The organism is Streptosporangium sp. NPDC000239 (assembly GCF_040300765.1).
Taxonomy (GTDB): Bacteria; Actinomycetota; Actinomycetes; order Streptosporangiales; family Streptosporangiaceae; genus Streptosporangium.
The window spans coordinates 15,141-39,917 of record NZ_JBEPEI010000019.1 but is presented as its reverse complement, the minus strand read 5'-3'; the positions used below and the strand labels follow the sequence as shown (position 1 = coordinate 39,917).

At 69.1% G+C, this 24,777-nt stretch carries 25 protein-coding genes and 1 pseudogene; 8 read left to right on the top strand and 18 right to left on the bottom strand.

The features are described from left to right. Window positions 1-71: 71 nt before the first annotated feature. Complete coding sequence (locus ABT340_RS33865) at window positions 72-1,253, bottom strand: cytochrome P450 (RefSeq protein WP_352014964.1); 1,182 nt, start codon at window positions 1,251-1,253, stop codon at window positions 72-74. 381 nt (window positions 1,254-1,634) lie between these two features. On the opposite strand from ABT340_RS33865, the gene ABT340_RS33860 reads away from it, so the two are divergent. Further along, complete coding sequence (locus ABT340_RS33860; protein WP_352014963.1) at window positions 1,635-2,762, top strand: SGNH/GDSL hydrolase family protein; 1,128 nt, start codon at window positions 1,635-1,637, stop codon at window positions 2,760-2,762. A gap of 87 nt (window positions 2,763-2,849) precedes the next feature. On the opposite strand, the gene ABT340_RS33855 is transcribed toward ABT340_RS33860, so the two are convergent. From ABT340_RS33855 to ABT340_RS33800, 12 genes are all read right to left on the bottom strand, one after another. Continuing rightward, window positions 2,850-3,323, bottom strand: coding sequence for a lasso peptide biosynthesis B2 protein (locus ABT340_RS33855; protein ID WP_352014962.1), 474 nt, complete (start codon window positions 3,321-3,323; stop codon window positions 2,850-2,852). Further along, window positions 3,320-3,577 carry a lasso peptide biosynthesis PqqD family chaperone gene (locus tag ABT340_RS33850; protein ID WP_352014961.1) on the bottom strand — a complete coding sequence of 86 codons (258 nt, stop codon included), beginning with the start codon at window positions 3,575-3,577 and terminating at the stop codon, window positions 3,320-3,322. The genes ABT340_RS33855 and ABT340_RS33850 overlap by 4 nt, the downstream gene beginning before the upstream one ends. Then, window positions 3,555-5,321: an asparagine synthase-related protein gene (locus tag ABT340_RS33845; protein ID WP_352014960.1), complete on the bottom strand. Its 1,767-nt coding sequence runs from the start codon at window positions 5,319-5,321 to the stop codon at window positions 3,555-3,557. Before ABT340_RS33845 ends, ABT340_RS33850 begins: the two co-directional genes overlap by 23 nt. A gap of 134 nt (window positions 5,322-5,455) precedes the next feature. Next, window positions 5,456-5,602: a lasso RiPP family leader peptide-containing protein gene (locus ABT340_RS33840; RefSeq protein WP_352015074.1), complete on the bottom strand. Its 147-nt coding sequence runs from the start codon at window positions 5,600-5,602 to the stop codon at window positions 5,456-5,458. Window positions 5,603-6,139: 537 nt separating this feature from the next. Continuing rightward, window positions 6,140-6,427: a hypothetical protein gene (locus tag ABT340_RS33835; RefSeq protein WP_352014959.1), complete on the bottom strand. Its 288-nt coding sequence runs from the start codon at window positions 6,425-6,427 to the stop codon at window positions 6,140-6,142. 427 nt (window positions 6,428-6,854) lie between these two features. Beyond that, window positions 6,855-6,989 (bottom strand): hypothetical protein, encoded by a 135-nt coding sequence (locus ABT340_RS33830; protein ID WP_352014958.1) that lies wholly within the window; start codon window positions 6,987-6,989, stop codon window positions 6,855-6,857. A gap of 206 nt (window positions 6,990-7,195) precedes the next feature. Next, window positions 7,196-7,459: a hypothetical protein gene (locus ABT340_RS33825; RefSeq protein ID WP_352014957.1), complete on the bottom strand. Its 264-nt coding sequence runs from the start codon at window positions 7,457-7,459 to the stop codon at window positions 7,196-7,198. Window positions 7,460-8,035: 576 nt separating this feature from the next. Further along, window positions 8,036-8,272, bottom strand: a complete 237-nt coding sequence (locus ABT340_RS33820; protein ID WP_352014956.1) for a hypothetical protein — start codon at window positions 8,270-8,272, stop codon at window positions 8,036-8,038. A 663-nt stretch (window positions 8,273-8,935) separates the two neighbouring features. After that, window positions 8,936-10,447, bottom strand: coding sequence for a tetratricopeptide repeat protein (locus ABT340_RS33815; RefSeq protein WP_352014955.1), 1,512 nt, complete (start codon window positions 10,445-10,447; stop codon window positions 8,936-8,938). A 496-nt stretch (window positions 10,448-10,943) separates the two neighbouring features. Continuing rightward, the gene (locus ABT340_RS33810; RefSeq protein WP_352014954.1) at window positions 10,944-11,543 is read right to left on the bottom strand and encodes a choice-of-anchor P family protein; all 600 of its coding nucleotides are present in this window, start codon (window positions 11,541-11,543) and stop codon (window positions 10,944-10,946) included. 218 nt (window positions 11,544-11,761) lie between these two features. Next, window positions 11,762-13,018 carry a glycoside hydrolase family 18 protein gene (locus ABT340_RS33805; RefSeq protein ID WP_352014953.1) on the bottom strand — a complete coding sequence of 419 codons (1,257 nt, stop codon included), beginning with the start codon at window positions 13,016-13,018 and terminating at the stop codon, window positions 11,762-11,764. 222 nt (window positions 13,019-13,240) lie between these two features. Continuing rightward, on the bottom strand, window positions 13,241-13,792 hold the full coding sequence (locus tag ABT340_RS33800; RefSeq protein ID WP_352014952.1) for a hypothetical protein: 552 nt from the start codon (window positions 13,790-13,792) through the stop codon (window positions 13,241-13,243). A gap of 367 nt (window positions 13,793-14,159) precedes the next feature. Here ABT340_RS33800 and ABT340_RS33795 point away from each other — a divergent pair, with 367 nt between their 5' ends. Both ABT340_RS33795 and ABT340_RS33790 read left to right on the top strand, forming a co-directional pair. Then, a complete protein-coding gene (locus tag ABT340_RS33795) occupies window positions 14,160-14,504 on the top strand; it encodes a hypothetical protein (protein WP_352014951.1) in 345 nt (114 codons plus the stop codon). 322 nt (window positions 14,505-14,826) lie between these two features. Next, window positions 14,827-15,372, top strand: a complete 546-nt coding sequence (locus tag ABT340_RS33790) for a DUF4396 domain-containing protein (protein WP_352014950.1) — start codon at window positions 14,827-14,829, stop codon at window positions 15,370-15,372. A 71-nt stretch (window positions 15,373-15,443) separates the two neighbouring features. Here the strand turns inward: ABT340_RS33790 and ABT340_RS33785 are convergent, their stop codons facing one another. Together ABT340_RS33785 and ABT340_RS33780 are read right to left on the bottom strand one after the other, a co-directional pair. After that, window positions 15,444-16,136, bottom strand: coding sequence for a DUF4386 domain-containing protein (locus ABT340_RS33785; protein ID WP_352014949.1), 693 nt, complete (start codon window positions 16,134-16,136; stop codon window positions 15,444-15,446). A gap of 108 nt (window positions 16,137-16,244) precedes the next feature. Beyond that, window positions 16,245-16,619 carry a nitroreductase family deazaflavin-dependent oxidoreductase gene (locus ABT340_RS33780; RefSeq protein ID WP_352014948.1) on the bottom strand — a complete coding sequence of 125 codons (375 nt, stop codon included), beginning with the start codon at window positions 16,617-16,619 and terminating at the stop codon, window positions 16,245-16,247. Between the two features lie 153 nt (window positions 16,620-16,772). Here ABT340_RS33780 and ABT340_RS33775 point away from each other — a divergent pair, with 153 nt between their 5' ends. Continuing rightward, on the top strand, window positions 16,773-17,435 hold the full coding sequence (locus ABT340_RS33775; RefSeq protein ID WP_352014947.1) for a TetR/AcrR family transcriptional regulator: 663 nt from the start codon (window positions 16,773-16,775) through the stop codon (window positions 17,433-17,435). Between the two features lie 244 nt (window positions 17,436-17,679). On the opposite strand, the pseudogene ABT340_RS33770 reads toward ABT340_RS33775, so the two are convergent. The 3 genes and pseudogenes from ABT340_RS33770 to ABT340_RS33760 all read right to left on the bottom strand — a co-directional run. Further along, window positions 17,680-18,537, bottom strand: a pseudogene (locus ABT340_RS33770) (asparagine synthetase B family protein); the annotation flags it as partial. Window positions 18,538-18,711: 174 nt separating this feature from the next. Further along, the gene (locus ABT340_RS33765) at window positions 18,712-20,010 is read right to left on the bottom strand and encodes an MFS transporter (RefSeq protein WP_352014945.1); all 1,299 of its coding nucleotides are present in this window, start codon (window positions 20,008-20,010) and stop codon (window positions 18,712-18,714) included. 305 nt (window positions 20,011-20,315) lie between these two features. Then, window positions 20,316-20,594, bottom strand: coding sequence for a ClpX C4-type zinc finger protein (locus tag ABT340_RS33760; RefSeq protein WP_352014944.1), 279 nt, complete (start codon window positions 20,592-20,594; stop codon window positions 20,316-20,318). 443 nt (window positions 20,595-21,037) lie between these two features. On the opposite strand from ABT340_RS33760, the gene ABT340_RS33755 reads away from it, so the two are divergent. The 4 genes from ABT340_RS33755 to ABT340_RS33740 all read left to right on the top strand — a co-directional run bounded on the left by ABT340_RS33755 (window position 21,038) and on the right by ABT340_RS33740 (window position 24,633). After that, window positions 21,038-21,643, top strand: coding sequence for a hypothetical protein (locus ABT340_RS33755; protein ID WP_352014943.1), 606 nt, complete (start codon window positions 21,038-21,040; stop codon window positions 21,641-21,643). 305 nt (window positions 21,644-21,948) lie between these two features. Continuing rightward, window positions 21,949-23,232 (top strand): phosphopyruvate hydratase, encoded by a 1,284-nt coding sequence (gene eno / locus ABT340_RS33750; protein ID WP_352014942.1) that lies wholly within the window; start codon window positions 21,949-21,951, stop codon window positions 23,230-23,232. 72 nt (window positions 23,233-23,304) lie between these two features. Further along, the gene (locus ABT340_RS33745) at window positions 23,305-24,087 is read left to right on the top strand and encodes a nucleotidyltransferase domain-containing protein (RefSeq protein WP_352014941.1); all 783 of its coding nucleotides are present in this window, start codon (window positions 23,305-23,307) and stop codon (window positions 24,085-24,087) included. A gap of 180 nt (window positions 24,088-24,267) precedes the next feature. After that, the gene (locus tag ABT340_RS33740) at window positions 24,268-24,633 is read left to right on the top strand and encodes a DUF2809 domain-containing protein (RefSeq protein ID WP_352014940.1); all 366 of its coding nucleotides are present in this window, start codon (window positions 24,268-24,270) and stop codon (window positions 24,631-24,633) included. The last annotated feature ends 144 nt before the right edge of the window (window positions 24,634-24,777 follow it).

Genomic DNA, 24,777 nt, shown 5'->3' with positions numbered 1-24,777 from the left:
AGGGCGGAGAGTGGCTTTTCACATACACAAAGTGATGTATGTGGGCAAGTTTTCGATAGATCGAAGCCCTGTCACCAGCTGACGGGCAGGGCGGTCAGGCTGCCGGTCACCACGTTCGCGTCGAAGGTCAGCTCCTCCGGCGCGCAGCCGAGCCTCATGGCGGGAAAGCGACCGGTCAACCGGGAGAAGACCGCCTGGAGTTCGATGCGGGCCAGCGGCGCGCCGATGCAGTAGCGGGCGCCGTGGCCGAAGGTCAGGTGCGGTACGGTCGCGCGACCGATGTCGAAGCGGTCGGGGTCGTCGAACACGGCGGCGTCGTAGTTGGCCGCGCCGGTGTCCAGCAGCACCAGGTCACCGGCGCGTATCCGCACGCCGGCGATCTCCAGGTCGGTGCGGGCGTAGCGCGCGATGCCGTCCCCGCCAAGGCTGAGCGCGCGCAGGATCTCCTCGACCGCCGTGCCGATCCGGGACGGGTCGGCCACCAGCGCCTGCCACTGGCCCGCCGTTGCCAGCAGCCACAGCACCCCCGCGTCGATCGCCGTGACCGTGGTCTCGTGCCCGGCGAACAGCAGGATCATGCTCATCGTGGCGGCCTCCTCGTCGCTGACCCCGTCGGTGGCGGCCAGCCGGGAGATCACATCGGCGTCGGTGTCACCCTCGGCCCGTTTACGGGCCACCAGGCGCCGGCCGTAACCGAACAGTTCCTCAAGGCCCTGCTCGGAACGGGCCCGGTCGGTGACGTCGCTCGCGGCCCGGCTCCAGGCGCCGAACTGCGCGCGGTCCTCGTAGGGCACGCCGAGCAGTTCGCAGATGACCGCGATGGGCAGCGGCAGCGCCAGCGCGGAGTGCAGGTCGGCGGGTGGCCCGGCGGCGGCCAGCTCGTCCAGCAGGGTGGCGGTGAGCGTTTCGACACGGGCGCGCAGGACGCGCATCCGTTTGGGCGAGAAGTGCGGCTGCAACAGCGAGCGCATCCGCCGGTGGTCGGCCTGCTCGGTCTCGAAGTCGCCCATCGGCCCGCCGAACATCACCGACTCCCCGGTGCGGGAGGCGTGTTCGGGATCGTGGTGGGACCGGCCGAGCCGGTCGTCGTTCAGCAACCGGCGCACCTCCGCGTATCCGGTGACCTGCCATCCGGGGGTGCCGAGGGCGGTGCGGACGGCATGGATGGGGCCACGGGCCTGCAGTTCGCGCAGCAGCGGCGCGGGCAGCATCGGGCCGGGCCGCTCGAACGGCAGCTGAACACGAGTGGTCACGATTCCTCCAGAAGGCAGACGCGGGTGTGGACACACGGAGGGGACGGACCTGGACGCGGCCATCCGCGCCTTCGCCCGCGCCGGATACGCCGCCGGCGTCATTCCGGCGGGCGGCGCAGGGGGGAACGCGGCACCGACGTGGACCTGGTGCCGCACGAGCCGGGCGGGTGTTTTGGCCCCTTAAGTCCTATACCCACTTCCCGTACGGCACCGTCGGGGCGTTCGCGCGGCCCGTGGACGATCGGGGCGCCGGGTCGCCGCCGCAGGTCAGATGAGGCCCTGTCCGGCCCCTGACGTCGCGAGCCAGGGATCTGGCACCGCCACAGCCCGCATGCTATAGGTAGTCAAACGACTACCAAGAGTGATCGACGTAGGAGAAGCATGCGCCCACCTTCCATCGCCCTGAGCGTCGCCCTCGCCGGTGGCATCGTCGCGAACCTGCTGAGCGGCTCCGCCGCCCACGCCACCCCGGTCACGACCCCGAACACGACGGCTCAGCAGCCGCTGAAGTGGACCGCGCTCGGCGACTCCTACAGCGCAAACGCCCTCGTGCCCCGCTGGGACCCCAGCGACGGCTGCGCCCGGTCCAGTCACAACTGGGAACAGCAGCTGGCCCAGCGGCTGAACGCCGAGACTCCCGGCTGGGTCCGGCTCACCGACGTCTCCTGCGGCGCCGCCGAGATCGACAAGGGAGTTCTGTCCGAGCAGCCCTGCGACCTGCTCCTTGGCCCGCCGTTCAACCGCGGTACCTGCGCGTGGCCGGCCAGGCCCGCGCAGATCGGCGCGCTCAACGGCGACGAGGACGTCGTCACCGTCGGAATCGGTGGCAACACCCTCGGGTTCGCCGACATCCTGGCCAAGTGCCTGGAGATGGGGGTGAAGCAGGGCGACCCGCCGACCCTGGGCCCGGGGTGCAGGGACTACTACGAGAACGGGGAGGGCCGTCAGTGGCTGGCGGACAGGTTCGCCACCCTGACCCGTGAGTACACCCTCATGATGCGGCGGATCCACGAGCGCGCCCCGCACGCGAAGGTGTTCCTGCTGGGCTACCCCACGGTCGTGTCCAGGCCGTTCAACCAGACCACCTGCTATTGGGGGAACTTCAAGCGGCTGGGGACCGTCCGCCTCGGCGTGGACGGCGACTTCCTCATCGCCCTGGAGCGGCGCCTCAACGAGGCGATCAGGCAGCAGGCGCGGGACAACCAGGGGTGGGCCACCTACGTCGACACCTACGAGTCCAGCCAGGGCAAGGGCGTGTGCGCCAGGGGCGCCGACCAGTGGATGTACGGAGTGTTCGACGACCTGGTGATCCCCGAAGGCGAGACCAAGCCGGCCGACCCGGCCGAATACCGGTGCGATCTCCTGGACGTGCTCCCGGCCGGCGTCCCCAGGGGTGAGGCCTGCACCCTCATCCACCCCAACGTCCGCGGCGCGGCGAACCAGGCCAACCAGATGTACGCGGCGTTCCGCAGCGCGGGCCTGACCCCGGGACCGAGGTCCAAGGGCTAGGCCGCGACCCCACCGGCCCGGCGCGGACGCCGGTGTGGTGAGCGGTGCGACGGCGGGCACCGGCCGGATCGTCGGCCGGTGCCCGTCTCATCGACCGGTGTCCACCGGGTGGTCAGGAACAGTGCCGGTCAGGCCGCCGGGACCCCGGTCGGGAGACGGCGGGACGCTGAGGATGATGCCGTAGCCGGTGATGTCGGAGGGCTCGCCGACGGGCCTGCCGTCGGCCTGGATCCAGGCGTGGGCGGCGAAGGGCGGGGTGCGTACGCCGGTGCACCAGGTGGGCCAGTGACCGCGCAGGCGGCACAGCAGGGTCGCGGCGAGAGAGCGCTGCAGGCAGTGGCGTCCGGCGCACATGGTGCTGGTGGCGGTGACGGCGGTGCGGGCGTCCAGCGCCTGGGCGTGTGTGGCGGGACGGGTGCCGTGGCGCAGCAGGGTCAGGACGGTGACGATGCGCCGTGGCGGCAGGTGGGCCAGCAGACGGGCGGCGGCGACGGCGGTGCGGGCGGCGACGCGGGTGCGCAGCGGGGGCCGGGTCTTCGGGGAACGGAGAGTCTGGCTCACGACCGGACCAGCCCGGTACGACGCAGGTCGTCGAGCAGGGCGGCGATGTCGTCGGCGGCCTGCCGGTGAGTGACCGGTTGACGGCGAACGAGCTGGTCGGCGAGCTGGTCGGCGGTGGTGCCGCCGAGCAGGGCGCGCAGCACCTCGGCCCCGGTGGCGTTGGTCTGCCAGTATCGGCCGCGGCGGGTGTCGAGCAGGATGAGCGCCTGCCCGGTGTCGTAGAGGGTGACATCAGGGCACAGGGTCAGGCTCATGACGGTGGACCTTCAGGTAGGCGGGTTCGGGGTGGGCGGCGATGTCGCGCAGCCAGGCCTCGGCGGCCAGGGTGTGTTCGAGCTCGGCGGCACCGCCGGTGAGCAGGGCGGGGCTGATCAGCGCGCGGCGCAGCGCGCCGGGGTCGGCCAGGCCGATGGCGGCCAGGTGAGAGTCGGTGGCGAAGGCGGCCAGGGTGTGGCGGTTGGCGACCAGGCCGGAGTGCCATTCGTCGCCGCAGTGGTCCTTGGTGGTTCGCTCCAGGATCGCGTCAGGGACCAGGCCGCGCATCGCCTCGGCCAGCAACGGCTTGTAGACCCAGGGGGAGGCGGCGTCCTCGGGCCGGACCGCGAGGCACGCCTCAAGCACCGCGTCGTCACAGAACGGCATGTGGATCGGCAGCCCGCCGTGGTCGGGTCCGTGGGCGGCGGTGATGCCGCAGGCGCCCCGACCGGCCTGTATCGCCTGCTCGACCCGTGCGTGGTGACCGCGTCCGGCGGCCAGGGGGCCGTCTCCGTTCTCGGCCGCGTCCCGCAACAGACCGGCGACCAGGTCACGGGCGTGGTCACCGGCCCAGACCGGCAGGGTGACCGGTGGCCCCCAGCCGACCGGCGGCCTGCCGAGCGCCGTCCTGGGGGAGCCGAGCAGCCGGGCCTGCGCGTTCAGCCAGGAGGGGTAGGAACCCATGTCGGTGAGCAGGCGGGCGGCCGACGCGAGCGGCCAGCGGGAGCGGGCCCGGTAGCCGGTGGTGTGACGCAACGCCAGCAGCGGGCGGCGGCGGGCCAGGCCGTGCACGTATCCGGGCGGCGGGATCACCGCGTGGTCGCCGCCGTGCCCGGAGAACCGGGCGACGGCGCCGTGCTCGCGCAGCAGTTCGGTCATGTGCTCCTGCTGGAGCCGGTCGCGGATCCCGAGTGAGGGGCCGTCCCCGGGTTCCAGGCGGAGGTGCAGGCCGTCGAAGTGCCCCGGCACCCGATCGGAGGGGAACGTCAGGTGCGGCACGCCGAGCGCGTCGACCGCCTGGCGTGCGTAGCGATGGTCCTGGTTGTTCGGATTGGCCCAGTGCAGGGTGGCGGCCACCAGCCGCGCTCCGGCCTCGGCGGCGAGGAACGCCACCGAGGTGGAGTCCGTCCCGCCCGACACGTCCGCTCCCCACACCTGCCCGGTCCGCACCCGCACCGCCACTGCCTCGCACAGGGCGTGCCGCAGGGCGGTCGCGCCCTGCTTCAGCGGTAGCACCGGCTCGGGCGCACGCCACCAGACGCGGGACCGGCCGACGCCGTCCGCGTCCACCAGCAGCGCCCGTCCCGGCCCGATCGACTCCACCCCCTGCCAGGCCACCGCCTCACCCAGCGGGTACGGCACGCCAGGCCCGGCCAGCAAGGCGGCCAGAACGGCCGGGTCCGCCGTCGCCCCCGTCAGATGAGCGAGCGTCCGCGCCCGGTCGGCCACCACGGTGACCCCGCCCATCCGGGCGTGGTAGAGCCGTCGTGCCCCGAACGCGCTTCCCCGCGCGTAGGTCTCTCCGTCGACGGAGGCCAGCACCGCGAACGAACCGGCGGCTCCGTCCAGCACCGCCTCCACCTCCTGTGGGCGGCTCACGGCGACCGATCGCCGTGCCAGTTCGTCCCCGCCGAGGGAACACAGGCCGAGGACCGCCAGCCGTACCCGGCCCGAACCCGCCAGGACCAGCTCGCCGCCGTCCCAGCACCCCACCAGCCAGGGACGGCCGGACGCGTGCGGCACCACGTGGCACCCACGCCCCAGAACCCGCCCGACGGCGTCACCCACCGCCGCGCAATCCGGCAGCGCCACCAGCCACGATCGGCCGCACCCGCGCATCCGGCCGCCCCCTTCCTGCTACGAACAGTCGGTCAGTGTCAGTCTTCGCCGTACGGACGGAAGAAGAAGGTGCCTTCCGGGCGCTCCGGGTCGAGGTTGCCGAGGGTCGTGGCGGCGAACGCGCCGACCTCCGCCACCAGTGGCGGCTCGTACACCTTCACCGGCTCCGGCATGTCCTGCTTCATCTGATCCACCTCCTTTCCTGAGCAGTCGATGACGCCATTACAGCTAAAAGTAAGTGCCTGATGACTATCTGTTACTACCTGGGACGGAGAGCTTCGCATCACGCGGCCACCAGCTGAGCGTCACCGGTTCCGCATGTCACACTGCGTTATCGGCCAAGTTGGCCTGATTCCTGTAGGCGGGGAGCCATGGGCCGCCGCGACGCCGTCCGGAGGTGTGGATCCCGGCGCCGGTCCGCTGTGCGGACGGTCCGGGCGGTCGTCCTGTGGGTGCGGCGCGGGCCTGCCGACGTCGGCCGAGGCTCTACGGCGCCGGGTGAGGTGGGGCCGAGCCCTTCCAGGCGGACCTCGCGCGGCTCGCCCCTGGGGCCCGGGTGTCGTCACGCCGCAGGCGGGCGAGCCGTGGATCACGGTTCCGGCGGCGGCCGTGGACGGTGCTACGCCGGGTTCTCTCCGTGCCCGGGGAGGGCGACGTCGCCGCCGGAGAGTGGTTGAGGCAGGGGCCCGGCCTGTCCGGCCGCGCCCCTGCCCGGTCGGTTGTCAGGCGACGAAGACGCTGCTGCCGAACTCCTGGGTGGTGCGTCCGCCGGGCTGGACGACGGCGACGATCTGGCCCGTGCAGTTGGGGCCGCTGTAGACGAGCGCGTACTCGTTGGTCTCGTTGCGCAGGATCAGCGGCCTCAGGCGCGCGTCGACGCAGCCGGACGGGTTCTCGACCACCTGGCCTCCGCCGAACACGAGCCGCCCGTGCGCGGCCATGGCGGTGGTGGGCAGCAGGGTCAGTGCCGCCGCACCGAGGGCGGCGAGAAGGTGGACGCTACGTCGCATGATGGGGCTCCCCTGTTCGGGCCGAGGCGGTGTTTCCGCCGTAGGACATTCCGATCATGCACTTCGCGTAATCGTACGACCACCATCCGTGTGGTCGTGTCGCCGCGGGTGGCGGAACGAGGTGACCGGCGAGCCGGGCCCAGGTGGCATGGGACAGGTCCTCGGTGTGCGACGGCACCACGACCGGGCCGCCGGGAGAACCGTGCGGCCCGGTGCGCTCATGGCGTTCCGGGGTCCGGCCGATCCAGCCGGTGCCGCCGGAGACTTCGGCGGAACACTCACGGACACGGTGATCGATGGAACGGGAGCGCCCCTGCTCAGTGGCGGCCGGCGTCGAAGAGAGCCAGGTAGGCGGTCATGTAGCGGTCACGGATTCCGTCGCCGGCGGGGGCGAGCAGGTCGGCGGTGCGCCCCCTGAGCCGGTCGGTCAGGCCACCCGGCCGTTCACCGTGGCCGTGACGTCGGCCTCGTCCTTGTAGGCCAGGGCGGCGGCGTGTGCGAGACATCGCGCGTGCGCGAGGTTGTAGGAGGTGTTCGTGTGGTCGAACGTGATCGCGGTCATGAGATGTCCTTCGTTACGTGATCGACAAGGTCGCGGGCCACCGGTGAAGGCCTCTCGCGGGTGCCGTACCGAGCCGTCGTCGCGGGCCTGGGAGCACTGGCCGAGGTGCCGCGACGGGCCGGTACGTCTCCATCACGGTGGACCGGATGCGGGGCGTCGAGACCTTCCCCGGCGGACATGGGGCTTGCGCCCTGTCCTGCCGCCTGTCAGGAGACGTGGACGCCGGTGCCGAACTCCCGGGCGGCGCGTCCGCCAGGTTGGACGACGGCGACGGCCTGGCCCGTGCGGTGGGGACCGCCGTGGACGAGCGCGTACTCGTTGGTCTCGTCGCGCGGGACCAGCGGCCTCGGGTATGCGTCAGCGCAGCCGGAGGGATTCTCGACCACCTGGCCTCCGCCGAAGGCGGTGGTGGCGGGAGGCGGGGTCGGCGCCGCGCCGAGGGCGGCGATCAGGTGGGCGCTACGTCGCATGACGGGCTCTTCTGCTAGGACCTGTTTTGTGGATCTTCGCCGTGGCGAGGATCGTCCAGGTGGATGCCCCGCAAGGCGGAGGAGGAGCTCATAACGGAGTTATGGGCGACGGATTCTCCCCGGGCCCCCACGGCAAACGCGGAGCCTGCGGAGCGTTTTCGTGGGGTGGGGCGACAATGCGGCGGGGGGCCGCCTGGACGACCGCAGTAGGCGGAAAGATCCACAAAACAGGTCCTAGGACCGAGACGGCGTTCTTCGCCGGTGGGATACCCCGATCACCCACTTTGGATAGTCGAATGACCACCGAAAGTGAAGGTGTGTCTTCGGTGGTGGGCGGATCCGGCGGGGTCGTCCGCCGATGCTGCCAGGGGTCCGGGTGCGCGGTGCGGCGGTTCCCGACAGGAGGCGGCTCGGTCGAAAGAGCCGCCGCCGAGCGGGACGGCCTCCTCCTGCTTGTCGAAGGACCGGCCCCAGCGGCGTCTCCACCCTTCTCTCCGGCCTCGAACTGACCGTGGGAGGATTCCGGGCGTTCGGGAGATGCCGCTGGAGCCGGGTGGGATCCGGGGAGTCAGGGGCTCATCCTCCCTGGATTCGCTGCCCGTCGTACCTGCCGCCTTCGCACCACCAGTACCCGTCCCTCCGAACCGGGTGCCCGCCACCCCTCCTGCACTGCTCGAAGCCGACGGTCAGCGAGGTCGAGGCGGCTGCCGGTGCCGCCGCGGTGGAGGTGGATGCGGATGATGCGGGGGCGATGGCGATGAGGGCGGCCGAGGCGGCCAGCAGGCCGCCGGTGATCGCTGCGGTGACGCGCATGACTTCTCCTGTCGAGTGGGTGGACTCTTCTGACGGACGTTGGTTCTTTGGTTTTGGTCGAACCGGCTGTCTGATTACACAGAGCAACCGCATTCACTTTAAGTGCCCAAGTCGTTACCTTCCGATGTCAGACGTGGTCGGCTGCCGTGACCTGTGGTGACTCCTGTTCCGTGATTGATCGCGCAGGGCCGGAGGGCGCTTCGAGGAGAGGCGGGGCACGGCGTCACCCGTCATCGGTCGTATCCGCGGTGGACCCGGAACGTACGGCCGGGCCTTTCGGCACGGCATGGGGCCGGCGCCCTGTGGCGGCCGCGTCTCCGGCGCCCGTCCGCGGGCCGCAGGAACAGGTGGACGCAGAAATTCAGCGGGATTTCCGTTAGGTATTTGCTGCTGTTCGCCTTTGATTTATCCGGAATTCACCGGAGACTTCTACGCCGCTTACCGGAAACGGGCGGCCCCACGGGAACGGGAGGTTTTGTTCCCTGGGAAAAGGCTGTGGGGCCGAAACACGCCACACGCGTGCCGGGGCGATCCGCCGTACCGCTCTTCGCCTCGAAGCCGTGGGAACGCACGAAGATGTGGTGGCCGGTTCGCTCCCGGCACGCGAACGGCTGAACGCCGTGAACCGTCGGCACAGACCGCTCGGGTGACGCGCCGCCGTACTCAGGGGGTACGGATCTTCCCGAGGCTCGCCCGTGCCACCCGGGTGATCCGATGCCTGGCCCCCAGAACCCGCTCGCAGTCCGCCAGGGTCCGTTCGTACAGCTCGACGGCCTGCCTGGTCCGCCCGGTCGTCTGGTAGGAGTTCGCGAGGTTCAGCCGGGAGATCAGGGTGTCGAGGTGGTCGGGGCCGAAGCCCTGTTCGCAGCCTGTCACCGCTCGTTCGTACAGTTCGACGGCCTCCGGCCGTTCGTTCGCCTGGTAGGCGTGCGCGAGGTTCTGGCGGGCGTTGTTGGTGGCGAGATGGTCGGTGCCGAGGGCACGTTCGCAGGCGATCAACGCCTGTTCGCACAGGCCGACGTCCCCTTCGATCTTTCCGGCCACCCGGTAGACGTTTATGAGGCTGTTGCGCACGGTCAGGGTGATGAGATGGTCGGAACCCAGCACGCGTTCACAGTCGGGCAGCAGGTTCTCGCCCACGCGCATGGCCGGTTTCACTTTCCTCATCAGGATGAAGGACCGCATGACGTCCGCACGGCCGGCCAGGGTGTCGGGATGGGTGGAGCCCAGAGCCGCCGCCTGCCGACGCTCCACATGTACGTAGTGGCTCAGGGCCGGTCTCATCCATCGCAACGCTTCGTAGGCGCTCGCGAGGCCGCGGCAGGTGGCCAGGGTGTCGGGGTGGTCGAAGCCCAGTGTCTTCCTGCGCCGGGCCAGCGTCCGCTTGTAGAGGGCGACGGCCTCTCTCATTCTCCCCGTCAGCTGGTAGGCCTGGGCGAGACCGTGGCGACTGGCCAGGGTGATGGGATGGTCGGGGCCGAAGGCCCGCTCGCAGCCGGCCATCATCTGTTCGCACAGGGCGACGGTCTTGTCCACCTCGCCTTTCGCCCAGTAGGCGTCCACGAGGTCACGACGGATGGCCAGGGTGGCGGGGTGGTCGTTGCCGAAGGCCTGCTCACAGCCGGCCAGCGCCTTTTCGTTCGTGGCAAGGGCCTTGTCCGGCTCACCTGTCGCCTGGTACGCCTCGGCGAGGTTCTTGAGGCTGGTCACGGTGGTGAAGTGGTCGGTGCCGAGGGCCCGTTCGCAGTCGGCCACCAGTCGTTCGTGCAGGGTGATGGCCTTGTGCGTCTCACCCGCCGTCCGGTACGACTCGGCGAGGTTGTGCCGACTGGCCAGGGTGTCGGGGTGATCGGCGCCGAGGACCCGCCTCCGGTCGGCCACCAGCTGTTCGGACAGAGCGATGCTCTTGACCGCCTCGCCTGCCGCCCAGTGGGCGCTCGCGAGGTTGTGGCGGCTGTCCAGGGTGTCGGGGTGATCGGCGCCGAGAACCCGCTCCCGGTCGGCCACCACCTGTTCGTAGAGGGTGATGGCCTTGTCCGCCTGCCCCGCCGTCCGGTGGGCCTCGGCGAGGTCGTGGCGGCAGGTCAGGGTGTCCGGATGGTCGGGGCCCAGGGTGCGTTCGAGGTCGGCCAGCGCTCGCCGACACAGTGCGACGGACGACCGTGCCCCGTTCATAACCACTCGACGGTCACGTCACGGGTGGCCCACGCCACCGCCGCCGACAAAGGCCCTTCGCGCCATGAACCATGCTGAATCGTCATGGCTCCATTTTGGAGGTGGAAATCGTTTGCCGTGGGCGGTGGGATCGGAAATCTCGTGAACGTTCGCACGCCCCCGCGTTTCGCCACATGAGTGAGGACGTCAAGAACGGAGGGCCGGAGGTTCCACCCGTTTGTCAATATCTCTATTTCATGCTTAATGTCGCCCGTATTACGCGCCGGGCCATTTCCCGATTTCCATGGAGAGACCGGGAGACGCTCCCGCGGACAGGCCGGGCCCTGTTCGCCGACGTCCGCTTCCACGCCACGCGGTGTGACCGGGAGTGCCGGCGCCGGACGGCCACCCGCTCTCGCCGACCTGAATCGTGTCGTCGCGTCGAGGGCGGATCGCCCGGTCGCGGATCGCGGAGCGTTCGCACGTCCGGGCGGGGCGCTGGAGTGCCGTGGCCGTTCTACGCCAGGCGGGTGCAGGTGACCGAGCCGAGAATGAAGCTGGGGCCGCTGTTCATGGTGATGTGCAGGGCGTTGACGGTGAGGGTGCCGTCCGAGGCCCTGACCTGCTGTTCGTTGACGACGGCGGAGCCCCCGTCGAAGGTTATGCGTTCGGGCGCCGGTATGACGCCTTCGCCCGCCACGCTGTTCCCGAAATGGTTTCTCCCCATGCGGACCTCGGACCTGATGCCGGTTCCGGTGGAGGCGCAGGAGGCGCTGAGGTTCTCGACCTCGATGGTTCTGCCGAACGCCAGGATGCCTTTGACCTGGGCGTCGGCCCACAGGGAAGTGCTCTGGCGCTGCGCGGCGACGTGGAACTCCTGGGCGCTGAGGATCTGCATGTAGGGCTTGCCGAGGACCCAGGGCCCGCCCCTGGCGGAGGTGGGCCCGGCGGCGGAGTCGGCGTGGGGCAGCGGGCCCGCGGAAAGCGCTCCCTGGGCCCAGACCCCGTAGGCCGTCGCCTTGATGACGGCGGCCGAGGACGGAGTGGCCGGGAGCACCGCCGTGAGCAGCCCCACGGCCAGCAGGCCGATCGCGCCGATGTGTCGTCGAGCAGGCACCTTGAGCTCCTTCGCGGCCGTACGTCGAGGGTTTTGCGGGCGACTCCCTACGAGGGTCACCCTCCCGGACCTTAACGTTACGTAGTCATTTATATCCATGGAGTTCGGAACCCTCGCCGTCGGCGACGCCGGACTCCCGGGACCGCCGCCTGACCTGAAGCCGGGGGCGGCCCCGGTGAGGATCGTCGGTGGTCAGGGCCGTGGTGCGTGGTTCCGGGTCACTGCAGGCCGGTGTGGAGGGCGGTGACCAGTTCGCCGTCGGAGGTGTCGCCGCTGGCCTCCCAGAAGAAGGCGCCACCGAGTGACTTCTGCTTGATGTAGACGGTTTTGCCGTCGATGCTCTCGGGGGCGTCGTAGCTCCACCAGTTGGGGCTGCAGTAGGCGTAGATGGTGCCCGCGATACTGCCGCCGCCGCTGTTCGGGTTACCGCTGACGAAGGGGCACGTGGTTTTGAGGACCTTGTAGTCCTCGACGCCCGTGTTGGTGTTCGTGTCCCAGGTGCCCCTGGCCGGGCCGGTGGCCGTACCGCCGGGGGCCTTCTGGGTGACGCCGGTCCAGCCGCGGCCGTAGAAGGGGATGCCCAGCAGGAGTTTTTCCGCGGGGACGTGGAGGGACAGCAGTTTGTCGATGGCCGCGCTGCCGTTGAAGTCCTTCCTGGGGATGCCGGGGTAGTTGAACAGCGGGGCGTGGGGAGCGGTGGGGCCGCGGCCTGACGTGCTGTCGAAGGGACCGAAGTAGTCGTAGGTCATGACGTTGTACCAGTCGACGTACTGCGCGGAGTCCGCGTAGCCCGCGGTCTCGATTTTTCCGCCGGAGGTTCCGTCGCCGCTGATGGCGGCGGTGACCAGACGGCTCTGGCCGAATTTGGCGCGTAGCGCCGACATCAGTTTCTTGTAGTCGGCGGGATTGTCGGGGTACTCCCAGTCGATGTCGATGCCGTCGAAGAGACCGGCCCAGCGGGAGTCCTGAAGGAGGTCGTAGCAGGATTCGGCGAAGGCCTGCGCGTTCTTCGCGGCGTCGGAGAAGCCGCCGGAGCCGGACCAGCCGCCGAAGGAGTAGAGGATCTTGAGGCCGGGATGCCTGGCCTTGAGCTTGCGCAGCTGGTTGAAGTTGCCGTACAGCGGCCCCGTGTCGGCCACGCCGTCGACGCTGTGCGCGGCGTCGTACTGCTTCTGGTAGGCGGCGTAATCATCGCCGACGGCGCACTTGCCGCCGGTCACCTCGCCGAAGGCGTAGTTGATGTGGGTCAGCTTGGCCGCCGTGCCACTCGTGTCGAGGTTCTTGGCGTGGTAGTCGCGGGCGTAGACACCCCACTCGATGAAGTAGCCGATGAGCTTCCTGCCGGCGGTCTTCGACTCGGTGTCGGCATGTGTGGATGAGGTCGTGGAGGAGGCGTTGACGGGCAGGGCGGGGGCGCTCAGGGCCAGGGCGAGGGCCGCGGCGGCGGCCAGGCGTATCGGGAAGGCAAAACGCACGGGATCTCTCCTTCGCATGACGTCTCCCCGGAAAAGGGAGAGTCCGGGTCAGGCTCAATGGACGGGAGGACGCCGACCAGAGACCTCTTCTCCGATGCCGTTCGAAGAACGTTCCTGGTGGGCTGCTCGCTGGGCGCGCTCACATCGCAAGGGCACGCGGAAGCGGAGGGCGTTCTTCCTCGCGGCCCGGCCGCGTGGCCGAGCCGCCTGGTGAGGCAGGGGTCAGCTGATGGTGAAGTAACCGGCGAAGGGGGCTTCGGTCAGCCCGTTGGGGGTGGGGCAGCCGACCACGCCTCTGGACAGGTCGGTGGCGAACCTGCCGCTGAAGTGCCGGCCGGCGAACTCGCCGTCGGTGACGGTTCCGGACACCGTCACGTTGTTCAGCACGCTGTTCTCGATGGTGATGACGGCGGTGCTCGTGAAGGTGCCGCCGTTGGTTCTCCAGGTGATCCGGGCGGGGCCCGAACCGTTGATCTTCTGGTTGATCACGCAGTTGAGCGTCACATGGGAGAAGTCGGCCACGAGGGTGGCCGCGGTGATTCCCCTACCGCTGTAGTCGGCGCAGGGGCGCTGGGTGCCACTGAAAGAGACGTCGTGAGGCTCGGGGAAGAGGTGGAGGCCGGGTTGGAAGGTGGTCGCTCCCGCGGTACCGCAGGACACCGCGACGGCTCGGGCGTCCGCGGGAGTGACCGTCAGGGCCAGGGCGGCGGCCAGGCCGCCGAGCGCGGTCACGGCGGCTGTCCGTCGCCGGGCGGAAAAGGTGGGGGCTGGCATCGGAGGTGCTCTCCTTTCCGAGGTGAGCGGCGACACGTCTCATGGCCGCTCACGGAGAAGTGATCGATGGTAACTCCAGGTATATGGTCGATTACTTTGGGTGCCTACGGGGGTTAGGGTTCCGTGACCGGCCCCGGCGGCCTCCGTGCCGGTCGCGTCATGGCGCGCCGCCCACCTCGGCGGGGCCCGCGCGGGAGCGCCGTACGGCCATGCGCCGCGTCGAACTCGGCGCCGAAGCCGTCGTCGAGGTCGCCGGAGTCCTGGGGCGGGGCCCCTCCATGCGGCCGGGCTCGTGTTCGACATGGAACACTCACCGTGACTTAATGATTGCGCTCAGTGTTTCCCCTGTTCCGTGAAGAGGAGATCCATGCGTCTGCACTCTGCCGTGGCTGCCGCCGCCGGCGCCCTCATGCTGGTTCTGGCGGTTCCCGGCTCCGCGTCGGCCGCCGTGGGCCAGTTCCGTTACTCCTACAAGACCGCCGACGGGTACGACGCCGTCGGCTTCGTCAACAACCCCGAGAGCGGGAAGTGCATCGACATCCGGGGGGCGGGCTCTGACGGCACGTCGGCCTCCTACGCGCCGAAGAACCTGACCGACTCGACGGCCACGGTCTTCCTTGAGGCCGGCTGTACGGGGGATGCCTTCTACAGCCTGCGCCCCGGCGCGGGCGCTTCGGAACGCCTGCTGGTGCGCTCCGTCGTCTTCTCCTGAAACGCGGCTTCGGGCGCCGTGCTCCGCGGCCTGCGGAGTACGGCGCCGCACCCACCACATGAGGGTGCTCGGCCGGGTGGGCGGCAGGAGGTCCACCGTCGTGGGCGCGGCCGCTCGACGAACCGGACCCCTGGCCCCGCCGGATCCTCACGCACCGACCGGCATGAGCCTGCGGCCCGCACCTCGTCTGTGACCTTCGGGCCGTCCCCGGGTTTTCAGGTGTGGCCGGGGCGTCTTGGGCGGTGGTGGAAGCGTTGCGATATACCCCTAGGGGGTATATCGTCTGTGACGGCAAAGGAAGTACGAAAGACCTGGAGTTCCCATGGCCGAGCAGCACCACGACCACAGCCGGCACGGCATGTCCGGGCAGGCGGGGCACGAGCACGCGGGCCACCACGACCACGACCAGCACGCGCACGCCGGCCACGGCAAGGTCACCTGGCGGATGGCGGCCTCGGCGACCCTGCACTGCCTGACCGGATGCGCCATCGGTGAGGTGCTCGGGCTGGTGATCGCCACCGCGTTGGGCTGGCACACGCTCCCGTCCATCGTGCTGGCCGTCGTGCTGGCCTTCTTCTTCGGCTACCTGCTCACCCTCATCCCGCTTCGCCGGGCCGGGGTGGGTTGGAAGGAGGCGATCACCCTGGCTCTGGCGGCCGACACGGTGTCGATCATCGTGATGGAGATCGTGGACAACGGCGTGATGCTCGTCATCCCCGGTGCCATGGACGCCGGGCTCACCACGGGGCTGTTCTGGGGCGCGCTGGCGGTCGCCCTGCTGGTGGCGTTCCTGGTGACCACACCGATCAACAAGTGGATCATCGGCAAGGGGCGGGGGCACGCGGTCGTCCACGCCTACCACCACTGACGGGCCCGCCTGCGGTCACGACCGCCGCAGGCCCGCCACGTCCGTCGCGACAGGGTGGGACGGCCCGCGCGTCAGCCGTACCGGTGGACCGTGGTCGGTGCGTTCGTGGCGAAACCCCTCGTCATCAACCACACGGCGAAGACGAGGCTCTGCAGGCCCAGCGGCGCGTTCATGGTCAGGTAGAGCGGCGTGGCCACGTCGGTCAGGCGAAGCAGTACCAGGAAGCTCGCCGACATGGCCGCTCCGATTCCCAGGAATCCCCATCCGGACAGCCACCGGGGGACGGATCTCGACCGCCACAGAACGCGGAACAGCAGGAGATCTCCGAGGCTCAACGCGATGATCAACGCGACGTGGTTGACCAGGTCGCGTGCCGTCCGCAGCAACTCGCCCAAGACCTCAAGGTGGGACGCGTCCGAAGCGCCGGCTTCGGCGAACTCATGGCCCAGGACGAGGAACAGGGGCAGGGTGATCACGCCGATGAAGTGGAATGTCGCCGCGATCAGCCTGAACCCGAGGAAACCCAGGCTGAGCGCCTCGTTCTCCGCCCGCAACGCCGGATAGACGCACAACGCGAACCCGACGTAGGCGGGGATCATGATGGACTGGGCGATCGCGCCAACGATGACCTGGCTCTCGTGCGCGGAAACGAGAGCGAGACGGCGTGGCTCATCAAGAGCGGGAACGATGCTCAGCACACCGGCGATCATGCTGACGACGACCAATGTGCCCGCGATCGCGGCTGCCCGCCTGTTCGTATGCATGATGGTCGTCCTGTGATCCCGATGGTGGCGGAGTGGTCGGCGCCGGATCGGCGGGGTTCGGGCTCTCTGAGGGCGCAAGACTGACGCGCAGGTCGAGGACCGCCGGGATCAGCCTGTGAGCAGGTCCATGCGGAGGAACTCGGTGATGCGGAGCGGCTTCGGTGGGCGTGCCACCTCATCGGGGAGGGCCTGGAACGCCTCGTCCTTCCCGACGAGGCGTGGGGCGGTGAGTTCCACCTCTCTCCCGTCGACCCGGAGCCGCGCGTTTCCGGCGGCCAGGACGTTCCGCACCCAGTCGGAGCGCGATCCGTACACCAGAACGAACAGATAACCGCCGTCGACGGGATGCGCGTCCATCGGCGTGCGGTACGTGGCACCGGAAACGCGGCCGACGTGGATCAGCACCGGCCATCTACCGCCGGCTATCGCGCGGGGGTTGAACACCTTCTTGTTCACGTGTCCCCACCACCTCGGCATCGGCATGGAGATCTCCTTCTCTCGCCCCGGCGGGCGCGTCACAGGTCCGAACCCTGGCCGACGCGAACCCGAAGAGCCTTACGGTGGTAAGGCTGCTTACAGGTGTAAGGTTGGCTTACGCTCGTAAGGCTGTCAACCCGTCCGGACTCCGGAGCCGTCGTGCCACCGTCGCAACCGCTCAACAGAGGCCTCGTGCTGGAGGCCGCGATCCGGGTCGCGGATCGCGGCGGCGTGGAGGCGATCACGATGCGCCGGGTGGCGCAGGAGCTGGGTGTGGAGGCGATGTCGCTCTACCACCACGTGCCGAACAAAGACGCGATCCTCGACGGCGTGGTCGACATGGTGTTCGCGGCGATCGAGCTACCCGGCGCCGAAGGCGGCGACTGGCGTGAGGCGATCCGTGCGCGTTCCTTCTCCGCACGGATGATCCTGTCCCGGCACAGCTGGGCTCTCGGCCTCATGGACTCCCGGCGCGATCCGGGACCGGCGACGCTGCGTCACCACGACGCCGTCCTGGGCGTCCTGCGGGAGGCGGGGTTCACGTTGCCGATGGCCGCGCACGCCGTCTCGCTCATCGACAGTTACGTCTCCGGATTCGTCCTGCAGGAGGCGAACCTGCCGGTGAGGACGCCGGACGACGTCGAGGAGGTGGCGGGCGGCATCCTCCGGCATCTGCCTGCGGAGGAGTTGCCGTATCTCACCGAGATGATCCGTGACCACGCCCTGCAGCCGGGCTACGACTACACCAGTGAGTTCGGCTACGGCCTGGACCTGATCCTGGACGCGCTCGAAGCTCGCCGCGGGGGTCCGCGCTCTCGGTGAGCGTTTCGCTCGCTGCCGGCGTGACGGTGCGGTCGGCGCCGCGCACGCGACGGAGACGACGGCAGGCCCGGCGCGTCGGTGGGCGGCGCCGGCGGACGGACCGTCGTCGCGACCGGTTCTCCGGCGGCGACGGGCGCGGTCTCGGCTGCTCGGGCGTCGGTGGGGGACCCGCAACGGAACCGGAAGGCGCGCTCGGCCGGTTCCCTCGTAGGTCTGCTGATCGATTGAGGCCAAGATGGCGCGGTCAGCAGGAGATGGTCACCGGATCGGAGACCGCCACGTTGTAGCCGCTGTTGCCGCTCCCCGAGACCGGTCCCAGACTCATGACCCTCCCGCTGACGCACTTCGCGACGACGGTCTGCGTGATGATCCGGCTCGACCCTTCGATGTTGGCGCAGTCGCGCACGGACTCCGCGAGCAGGTCGCGGTAGGCGGTGACGAACTCCTCGTCGGAGAGCGACGCCTGCCCGTCGAAGTCGGGCAGCTTCCAGTAGTCGTGCCGCGTGGTGGATCCCGACGTCAGGTCAATGGTGACGATCGCCCCCGCGGGCACCATCTCGACACCTCTGAACCAGGACGTCACAGGCTCCTGGGACAGGTACGGCGCGACGGTCAGCGTCTGTTCGCCGAGCGTGACGTCCCAGTCGACGGCTCTCGGGCACTCGGGGTGTTGGAAGAGCGCCTTGATCTCGGAGCCGAAGACCACCTGGTCGCCCACTCGCGCGTAGTAGAGGGGTTTGATGCCGAATCTGTCTCGCGCCAGCACGAGAGTCCGGCGCTTGCGGTCCCACAGCGCGATGGCGAACACACCCGCGACGTGATCCAGAAAGTGGCGTCCCTCCCGGGCGTAAAGGTGGGCCAGGACCCCGCAGTCGGATCTGGTCCGCAGCGCCACGTCGGGGATCCGGGATTTCTCCAGGTCGCGATGGTTGCACACCTCGCCGTTCGCGATCAGGGCGACGGAACCGTCGTCGCTGAGGAGCGGTTGCGTTCCGTTGTCCGGACCCACCAGCGCCAGGCGGCGGAAGGCCGGACCGACCGGCCCGTCCACCATGGTCTTCTCACCGTCGGGTCCCCGATGACCGACGGCGTGGGTCATGCCGAGAACGGCGCAGCGCTCGACCTTCGTGGTCGTCGCATGGTCCTGGAAAGGGTGACCCCGAACGGTTGCGCCCGGGGGGCCTGTGAATTCCGCACCGGCGGGCCAATTGGTTCCCCGGCCGGGTGAGTGAGGCGAGGTGAAGAATGACGCTCCTTCCGCGGCGACGCGTCGGAGTCAGTTCGGAGAGGCCGGCTTCCCTTCGTGGAGTTCGTCGAGGTCCGTGTCCGGTGAACTGCTTTTTGTGGACGCCCTGCGGGCGAAGGGGTAGAAGCCGCTGCCGGCCAGGAAGAAGACAAGGGCGAAGACCAGCCATCCGCCCAGGTGGAAGGGCAGAATGACAGAGGTCACCGCGAGGGGGCCGAGCAGCCCGCCCGCCGCGATTCCGCTGTTGAAGACGCCCTGGTAAGAACCCGGGGTCGAAGGGTCCGCGAGGTCATAACTCAGACTCCAGCCGCCCGCGGAGGACAGGATTTCGCCCAGCGTCAGTGTCGCCGTGCCGACCAGCACCAGCGCGGTGGCCATCAGCGGGCCGAAGAACGCCGCGGAACCGAGCGCGGCGCAGGAGACGGCGAAGGCCACCGCGGAACGAAAACAGGCGGTGGCGGCCCGGCGCGGATCGTCCAAACCTCGACTGAGGCGTACCTGGAGAAGAATGACCATAACGGTGTTGAGAATCAGACAACCCGAAATGATGACGGCAGGCGCGCTCGTGTTCGTCGTCACCCACAGGGGCAGACCGACTTCCAGGATGGCTATGTGCAGCGCGAGTATCGCGCTGAGTAACGTCATCCCGAGGAACGGCGTGTTTCTGAACGGGTTGGCGCCGGTGCGCCGGACACCCGTCGACGCCGGCTCGCGGTGGCCGGTGATCCGGCGGTGCCCGATCCTACGGATCAGCACGGCGGTGACGAGGAAGGTCACCGCGTTGACGATCACGATGAGGCGGTAGGCCGTCGGGGTGTCGGCCACCAGCGCGATGGCCGCCAGCGCGGCTCCCAAACCCGTCCCGGCATTGCCGACGGCGCGCACGTAGGCACGGCCACGCAGGCGTTCCTCCGGCGGAAAGGCCTCGAAGACGAGAGCGTTGCGCACCGAGATCGCGCCTCGGTCCAGGAAGGTCACGACGGCGACGGCCACGAGGAATGCGGGAAAGGTGTCCGCGAGCAGGTAGGCGAGCACACCGACGCTCTCCAGCACGAGCAGGGCGGTGAGGACCCTGACCAGGCCGAATCGATCGGCGAAGACTCCCATGGGGTAGCCGACGGCGATGCCGCAGAGGCCGCCGAGGGTGAGCCCGATACCGAGCTGCTGCGGAGAGATTCCCTGGACACGGGTGAAAAAGAGGACGCTGGTCGTGACAAAAAGGCCGTTGCCGACCGTATTTATGAAGGTGGCGGTTGAAAGCAGGATCAGGGGCCGGGATCTGAGATGCGCAAGGTTTCCTCGTGAGGTCTGACCTTTGCGTATACGCATGCCAAACATGCTCCTTCCCCGTGCCCGCCCCGCTACACCGCAAAATTTGACAACATGATGCTTCTGTTGTCAATCATTGGCCGATGTCAATGTGCCGCCTTGTTGACAGCGAATTGCGGATTCGGTTCCCGTCCTGCCCTGCAGGTGCACCGCCCCATTGGCCGGTTCGGAACATTGAGCGTACGCGCCGGGCTCTGCACCAGAAGCGTCTTGCCGGAGCCGGTCGGGCCCAGTGGAAGAATATTTGACTTCGTCGGCTCGGCATCGCTGGGACGCCGTGATGAGGCATTCACCCGGACCCGCTTTTAATGGCTGAAGACGGCGACGGAGAGTGCTCGTTTCGCCCGCTCCCGGCCCACCACGTAGGTGTCAAGAAACGCCTTGATGTCGTGTGGCCTCGGCGGCTCGCCCAAGGGTTGCGCGGAGGTCTCACCGCGCCGCTCGACGACCACCTCGTGACACAGCTCGGCACACCCGTGGCAGATCGTCGCCGTCGACGAGTCAATCATTCCGCCCACTTCACGGGCGCTCCTGCCACAGAACGAGCATCTTCGGGAAGAAGACTCCGCGGTGTCGTCAACCACTCAACGCACCCCCCGAGAAACGCTTGCCGCAAAGTCGCCGGATGTCTCAGCGTCAGTTTTACACAGATTCTCAGCAAGAGGTAGGCTGACAAACCTAACCGCGTGGTAATCCACTCCGGCCGGAGTTCACCGTGTGGCCCCCGGCGGTGAAGACCATTGGTGAAGGCGTTCCTCCACGAATGACGGCGGTGCGGTACGGTATAGTGACCGTGATCTCCGGGCCTGTCCGGCGAACAAGGCGCTTACCGGCATTACCGGGTTATGACCAGCATTACCGTGACGGCGGCTCCCCTGTCACCGGCCGTCATATTCGTAATCGTCACCGCTCGTGAGCATCGATCCCGGCACACCAGGCGAACCCACCATTCGGCGAGGCTGCGGAGATGCGGAGGGAACAATGTCGCTTGCCATTGACTCGTACGAGCGGCTGGAGACATTGACCGATGACCCCGACATCGTTCATGCTGCTGCGCAGCGACGGCGACCATCCGGTGCCGGCCACCGTCCGGCTCAGCGGCCTGAAAGGGTCGGCGACCCTCAGTGACCAGCGACCGGGCACACTGCGGCACCGGCTCGGCCAACCGAACCGGGTGCTCAGCTTCCTGCACGTCGCGGACGAACCGGCCGACCTCGTGCGCGAGCTGGGGTTGTTCTTCGAACATCCGGCACGCGTCGAGGTCATCACGGCCATGACCTACACCGAACCGTCGGAGGCGGACCGCACCGTGCTGGACGAGGCGGTGTGGAGCGACGCACGGCCTGCCCGGTCGCTGAACGCCCCCGAGGCCCTGGAACGGCTGCGGGCGGCGGTGCGCGACAGCGCCGACGAGGACCGGGAAACGGCCGAGGCCGTGCTGCGGCAGCTGGCGTCCCTCGACGCCGGCGAGTGGCTGGCATGGCGGGCGCTGCGGCGGCGTCCGAACCGCCTCGGCGTCAAGGTGGACCCGTGGGACCTCGCCCTGGTCGGCACCACCTACATCCGGTACGACGATCCGGACGCCGGCAAGCGCATCACCAATCCGCCGCCCGGGGCCTGGGATTCGCACTGACGCGCCGAACGAGCCGCTCGAAGGAGAACGCCTGCCATGCATCGAGTGCCTGCCCATCACGGGATGTCCACGCCCGGCACATGGGCCGGCCTCACCGTCTCCGCGCAGAGGCGGCAGCTTTTCGAGGAGGATCTGTACTTTCGTGAGGGCTGGGCCGACGTGGAACAGGTCATGGGCGGTGAGGCGGCGACCTGTTACCGGCCACCACGGCATCCGGCTGGGGCACGGTTTTGGCCTGACCTGTACGACAAAGTCCGGGTACGCGATCTCCCGCGATCCGGAGTCCCTGCTAACGAAGGAAGAGAATGACAGCAATCAGCCGTGTCACGGGCCGGCAGATCCTGGACAGCCGAGGCAACCCGACGGTTGAGGTCGACGTAGTGCTGTCCGACGGCTCCCTCGGCCGGGCCGCCGTCCCGTCCGGCGCCTCCACCGGTTCCAACGAGGCGGTGGAACTGCGTGACGGCGACAAGAGCCGGTTCCACGGTAAGGGCGTCCGCAAGGCCGTCGAGGCGGTCAACGGCCCCATCGCCGAGGCACTGATCGGGCTGGAGGCGGAAGACCAGGCCCGGGTCGACGAGACGTTGATCGAGCTCGACGGCACGCCGAACAAGGGCAGGCTCGGCGCCAACGCGATCCTGGGCGCCTCGCTGGCCACGGTGAAGGCGGCGGCCGCGGCCCACCGCCTTCCGCTCTACCGGTACGTGGGCGGCGTTTCCGCCCGCATTCTGCCGGTGCCGATGATGAACATCGTCAACGGTGGCGTGCACGCCGACAACCTGCTGGACTACCAGGAGTTCATGATCGCTCCGATCGGCGCCCCGTCCTTCGCCGAGGCGGTCCGCATGGGCTCTGAGGTCTTTCACACGCTCAAGAAGTCGCTGGCCGCCGCGGGTCACAACACCAACGTCGGCGACGAGGGAGGCTTCGCGCCCAACCTCGGTACCGCGGACGAAGCGCTGCAGTTCGTCGTCCGCGCCATCGAGGAGACCGGCTACGAGCCGGGCAACGACATCGTCATCACCCTCGACCCCGCCGCGTCGGAGTTCTTCCGCGACGGTGTCTACGACTACGCCGGCGAAGGTCGCAAGCGCTCGATCGACGAGCACCTGGAGTACGTCGCCGGGCTGATCGAGCGGTACCCGATCGCCTCCATCGAAGACCCGATGGGCGAGGACGACATCGAGGGCTGGAAGCGGCTGACCGCCGCCGTCGGCTCGCGGGCGCAGCTGGTCGGCGACGACGTGTTCTGCACCGACGTCAACCGGTTGCGCGACGGGATCCAGGGCGGCTACGCGAACTCGATCCTGATCAAGGTGAACCAGATCGGCACGCTGACCGAGACGCTCACCACCGTGGACACCGCGCACAAGGCCGGTTACACCGCCGTCATGTCGCACCGCTCCGGTGAGACCGAGGACACCACCATCGCCGACCTGGCGGTGGCCACCGGATGCGGGCAGATCAAGACCGGCTCGTTGTCCCGCTCCGACCGGACCTCCAAGTACAACCAGCTCATCCGTATCGAGGAGGAGCTCGGCGACAGGGCGATCTACGCCGGTCGCGGCTCGCTCCGCATTCGCTCCTGACCTGTCCGGGTGGTGGACGGCCGTGCAGTCCGTCCACCACCCGGGGGTCCGACCAGCGGCGACGGGGGGGACATGAATCCGGATCCGGTGCGGTGCCTGCACGCGTTACACGAGAGGCAGTTGCTGCCCGGACGGCGACTGGCGGTCCTCCTCGTCGGGTCGGTGGCGCTCGGCTGGGCGAACGAGAAAAGCGACTACGACTTCTACGTGGTCACCGAAACACCGTGGCGCCGGCCCAACGCGGCGCGCCGTACCATGCCGTTGCAGCCGTCGTATGTGCCGACGGACAGCATCGTGCTCGACGGCCGCCGCTGGGAACCGAAGTACTGGCTGGACAGCCAGGTCAACCAGATGCTGGACAAGGTCAGCTGGGAGCAGTTCGAGAGCGGTGCCGCCGTGGCCGATCCGCTGGCACCGGCCGAGGAGTCCTTCCTGGAACGGCTCATCAGCTGCGTTCCGCTGGAGGGCGAGCAGTGGGTCCGCCGACGCCGGGAGGCCCTTGCCGACACCGCCTTCCAGGCGTTCCTGGTCACCCGCTCGCTGGCCGCAGCGGACGGTTGCCTCGACGACGCCTTGGGCCAGCTCGCCACCGGCGATGTCACCGGCGCCGTGCTGTCGGCACGCCAGGCACTCGGCCATGCCGTCGACGCGCTCCTGGAGAGCCGTGGTGTCTACGGTTCCCAGCTGCCGAAGTGGCGGGCCCGGCGGCTGGCCGAGGCCCGCCTGCCGGACCTGCCGTTCGAGCGGTACCGGGCGCTGGAGACCATGGCGAGCTTCGACCAGGCACGGCCGGAAGCCTGGGTGGAGGAGGTCGTGGTTCTGTGCCGGGCACTGTCGCTCAGGGCCGAGATCTGAGCGCCGTGTCCCATTCATGGATCCGGGCGTGGCCGTCCCTTGGGATCAGCGGTACCAGAGGCCCTGTCCACCTCCCACCGCGCGGTCGCCGACCTGACGCGATCGGCGTGCCGCCATAGGGGACGAACTCTATGATCAGGTTCGTCCTGATCGTTGAGATTCGGAGAAGATGTCAGCCTCATGCGCCGCGCCATGGTCCTGCTGGGCGGCGTCGCTCTCGCCGTCGGCGCGTTCGTCCTTCTCTACCGGGGCCCGGGGCAGCCGTTCGTCCGCGGCTACGTGAGCGACGTCAGCGCCACCATGCTGGTCTACGCGTTCCTGGGGCTGCTGTGGCGCACCACCGCCGCACGCCGCGCCCTGGCCACGGCCGCGATCGCCGCCGTCGTCGAGTTCTACCAGGTAGTCGGCATGACCCCGCCGGGTGTCGGCGGTGTCCTGGTCGGCGCGTTCCCCGACCCATGGGACCTGGTCGCCTATGCCATCGGTGTGGTCGCGGCCCTGGCCTGGGAACGTGGATCGGTCCGACCCGGTGACCGGACCGGCTGACGCTCAGGCACCCCCACCGGCATTTCGGCACGTCACCCGCGAGGTCGGTCGCCACAAGCCCAGGACTCCCGTAGCCACGGTCAGGGGCCGAGCAGGTTCTGTCCGATGAGCCCGGTCACGTTGCAGGGACCGCGATCAGGGGCG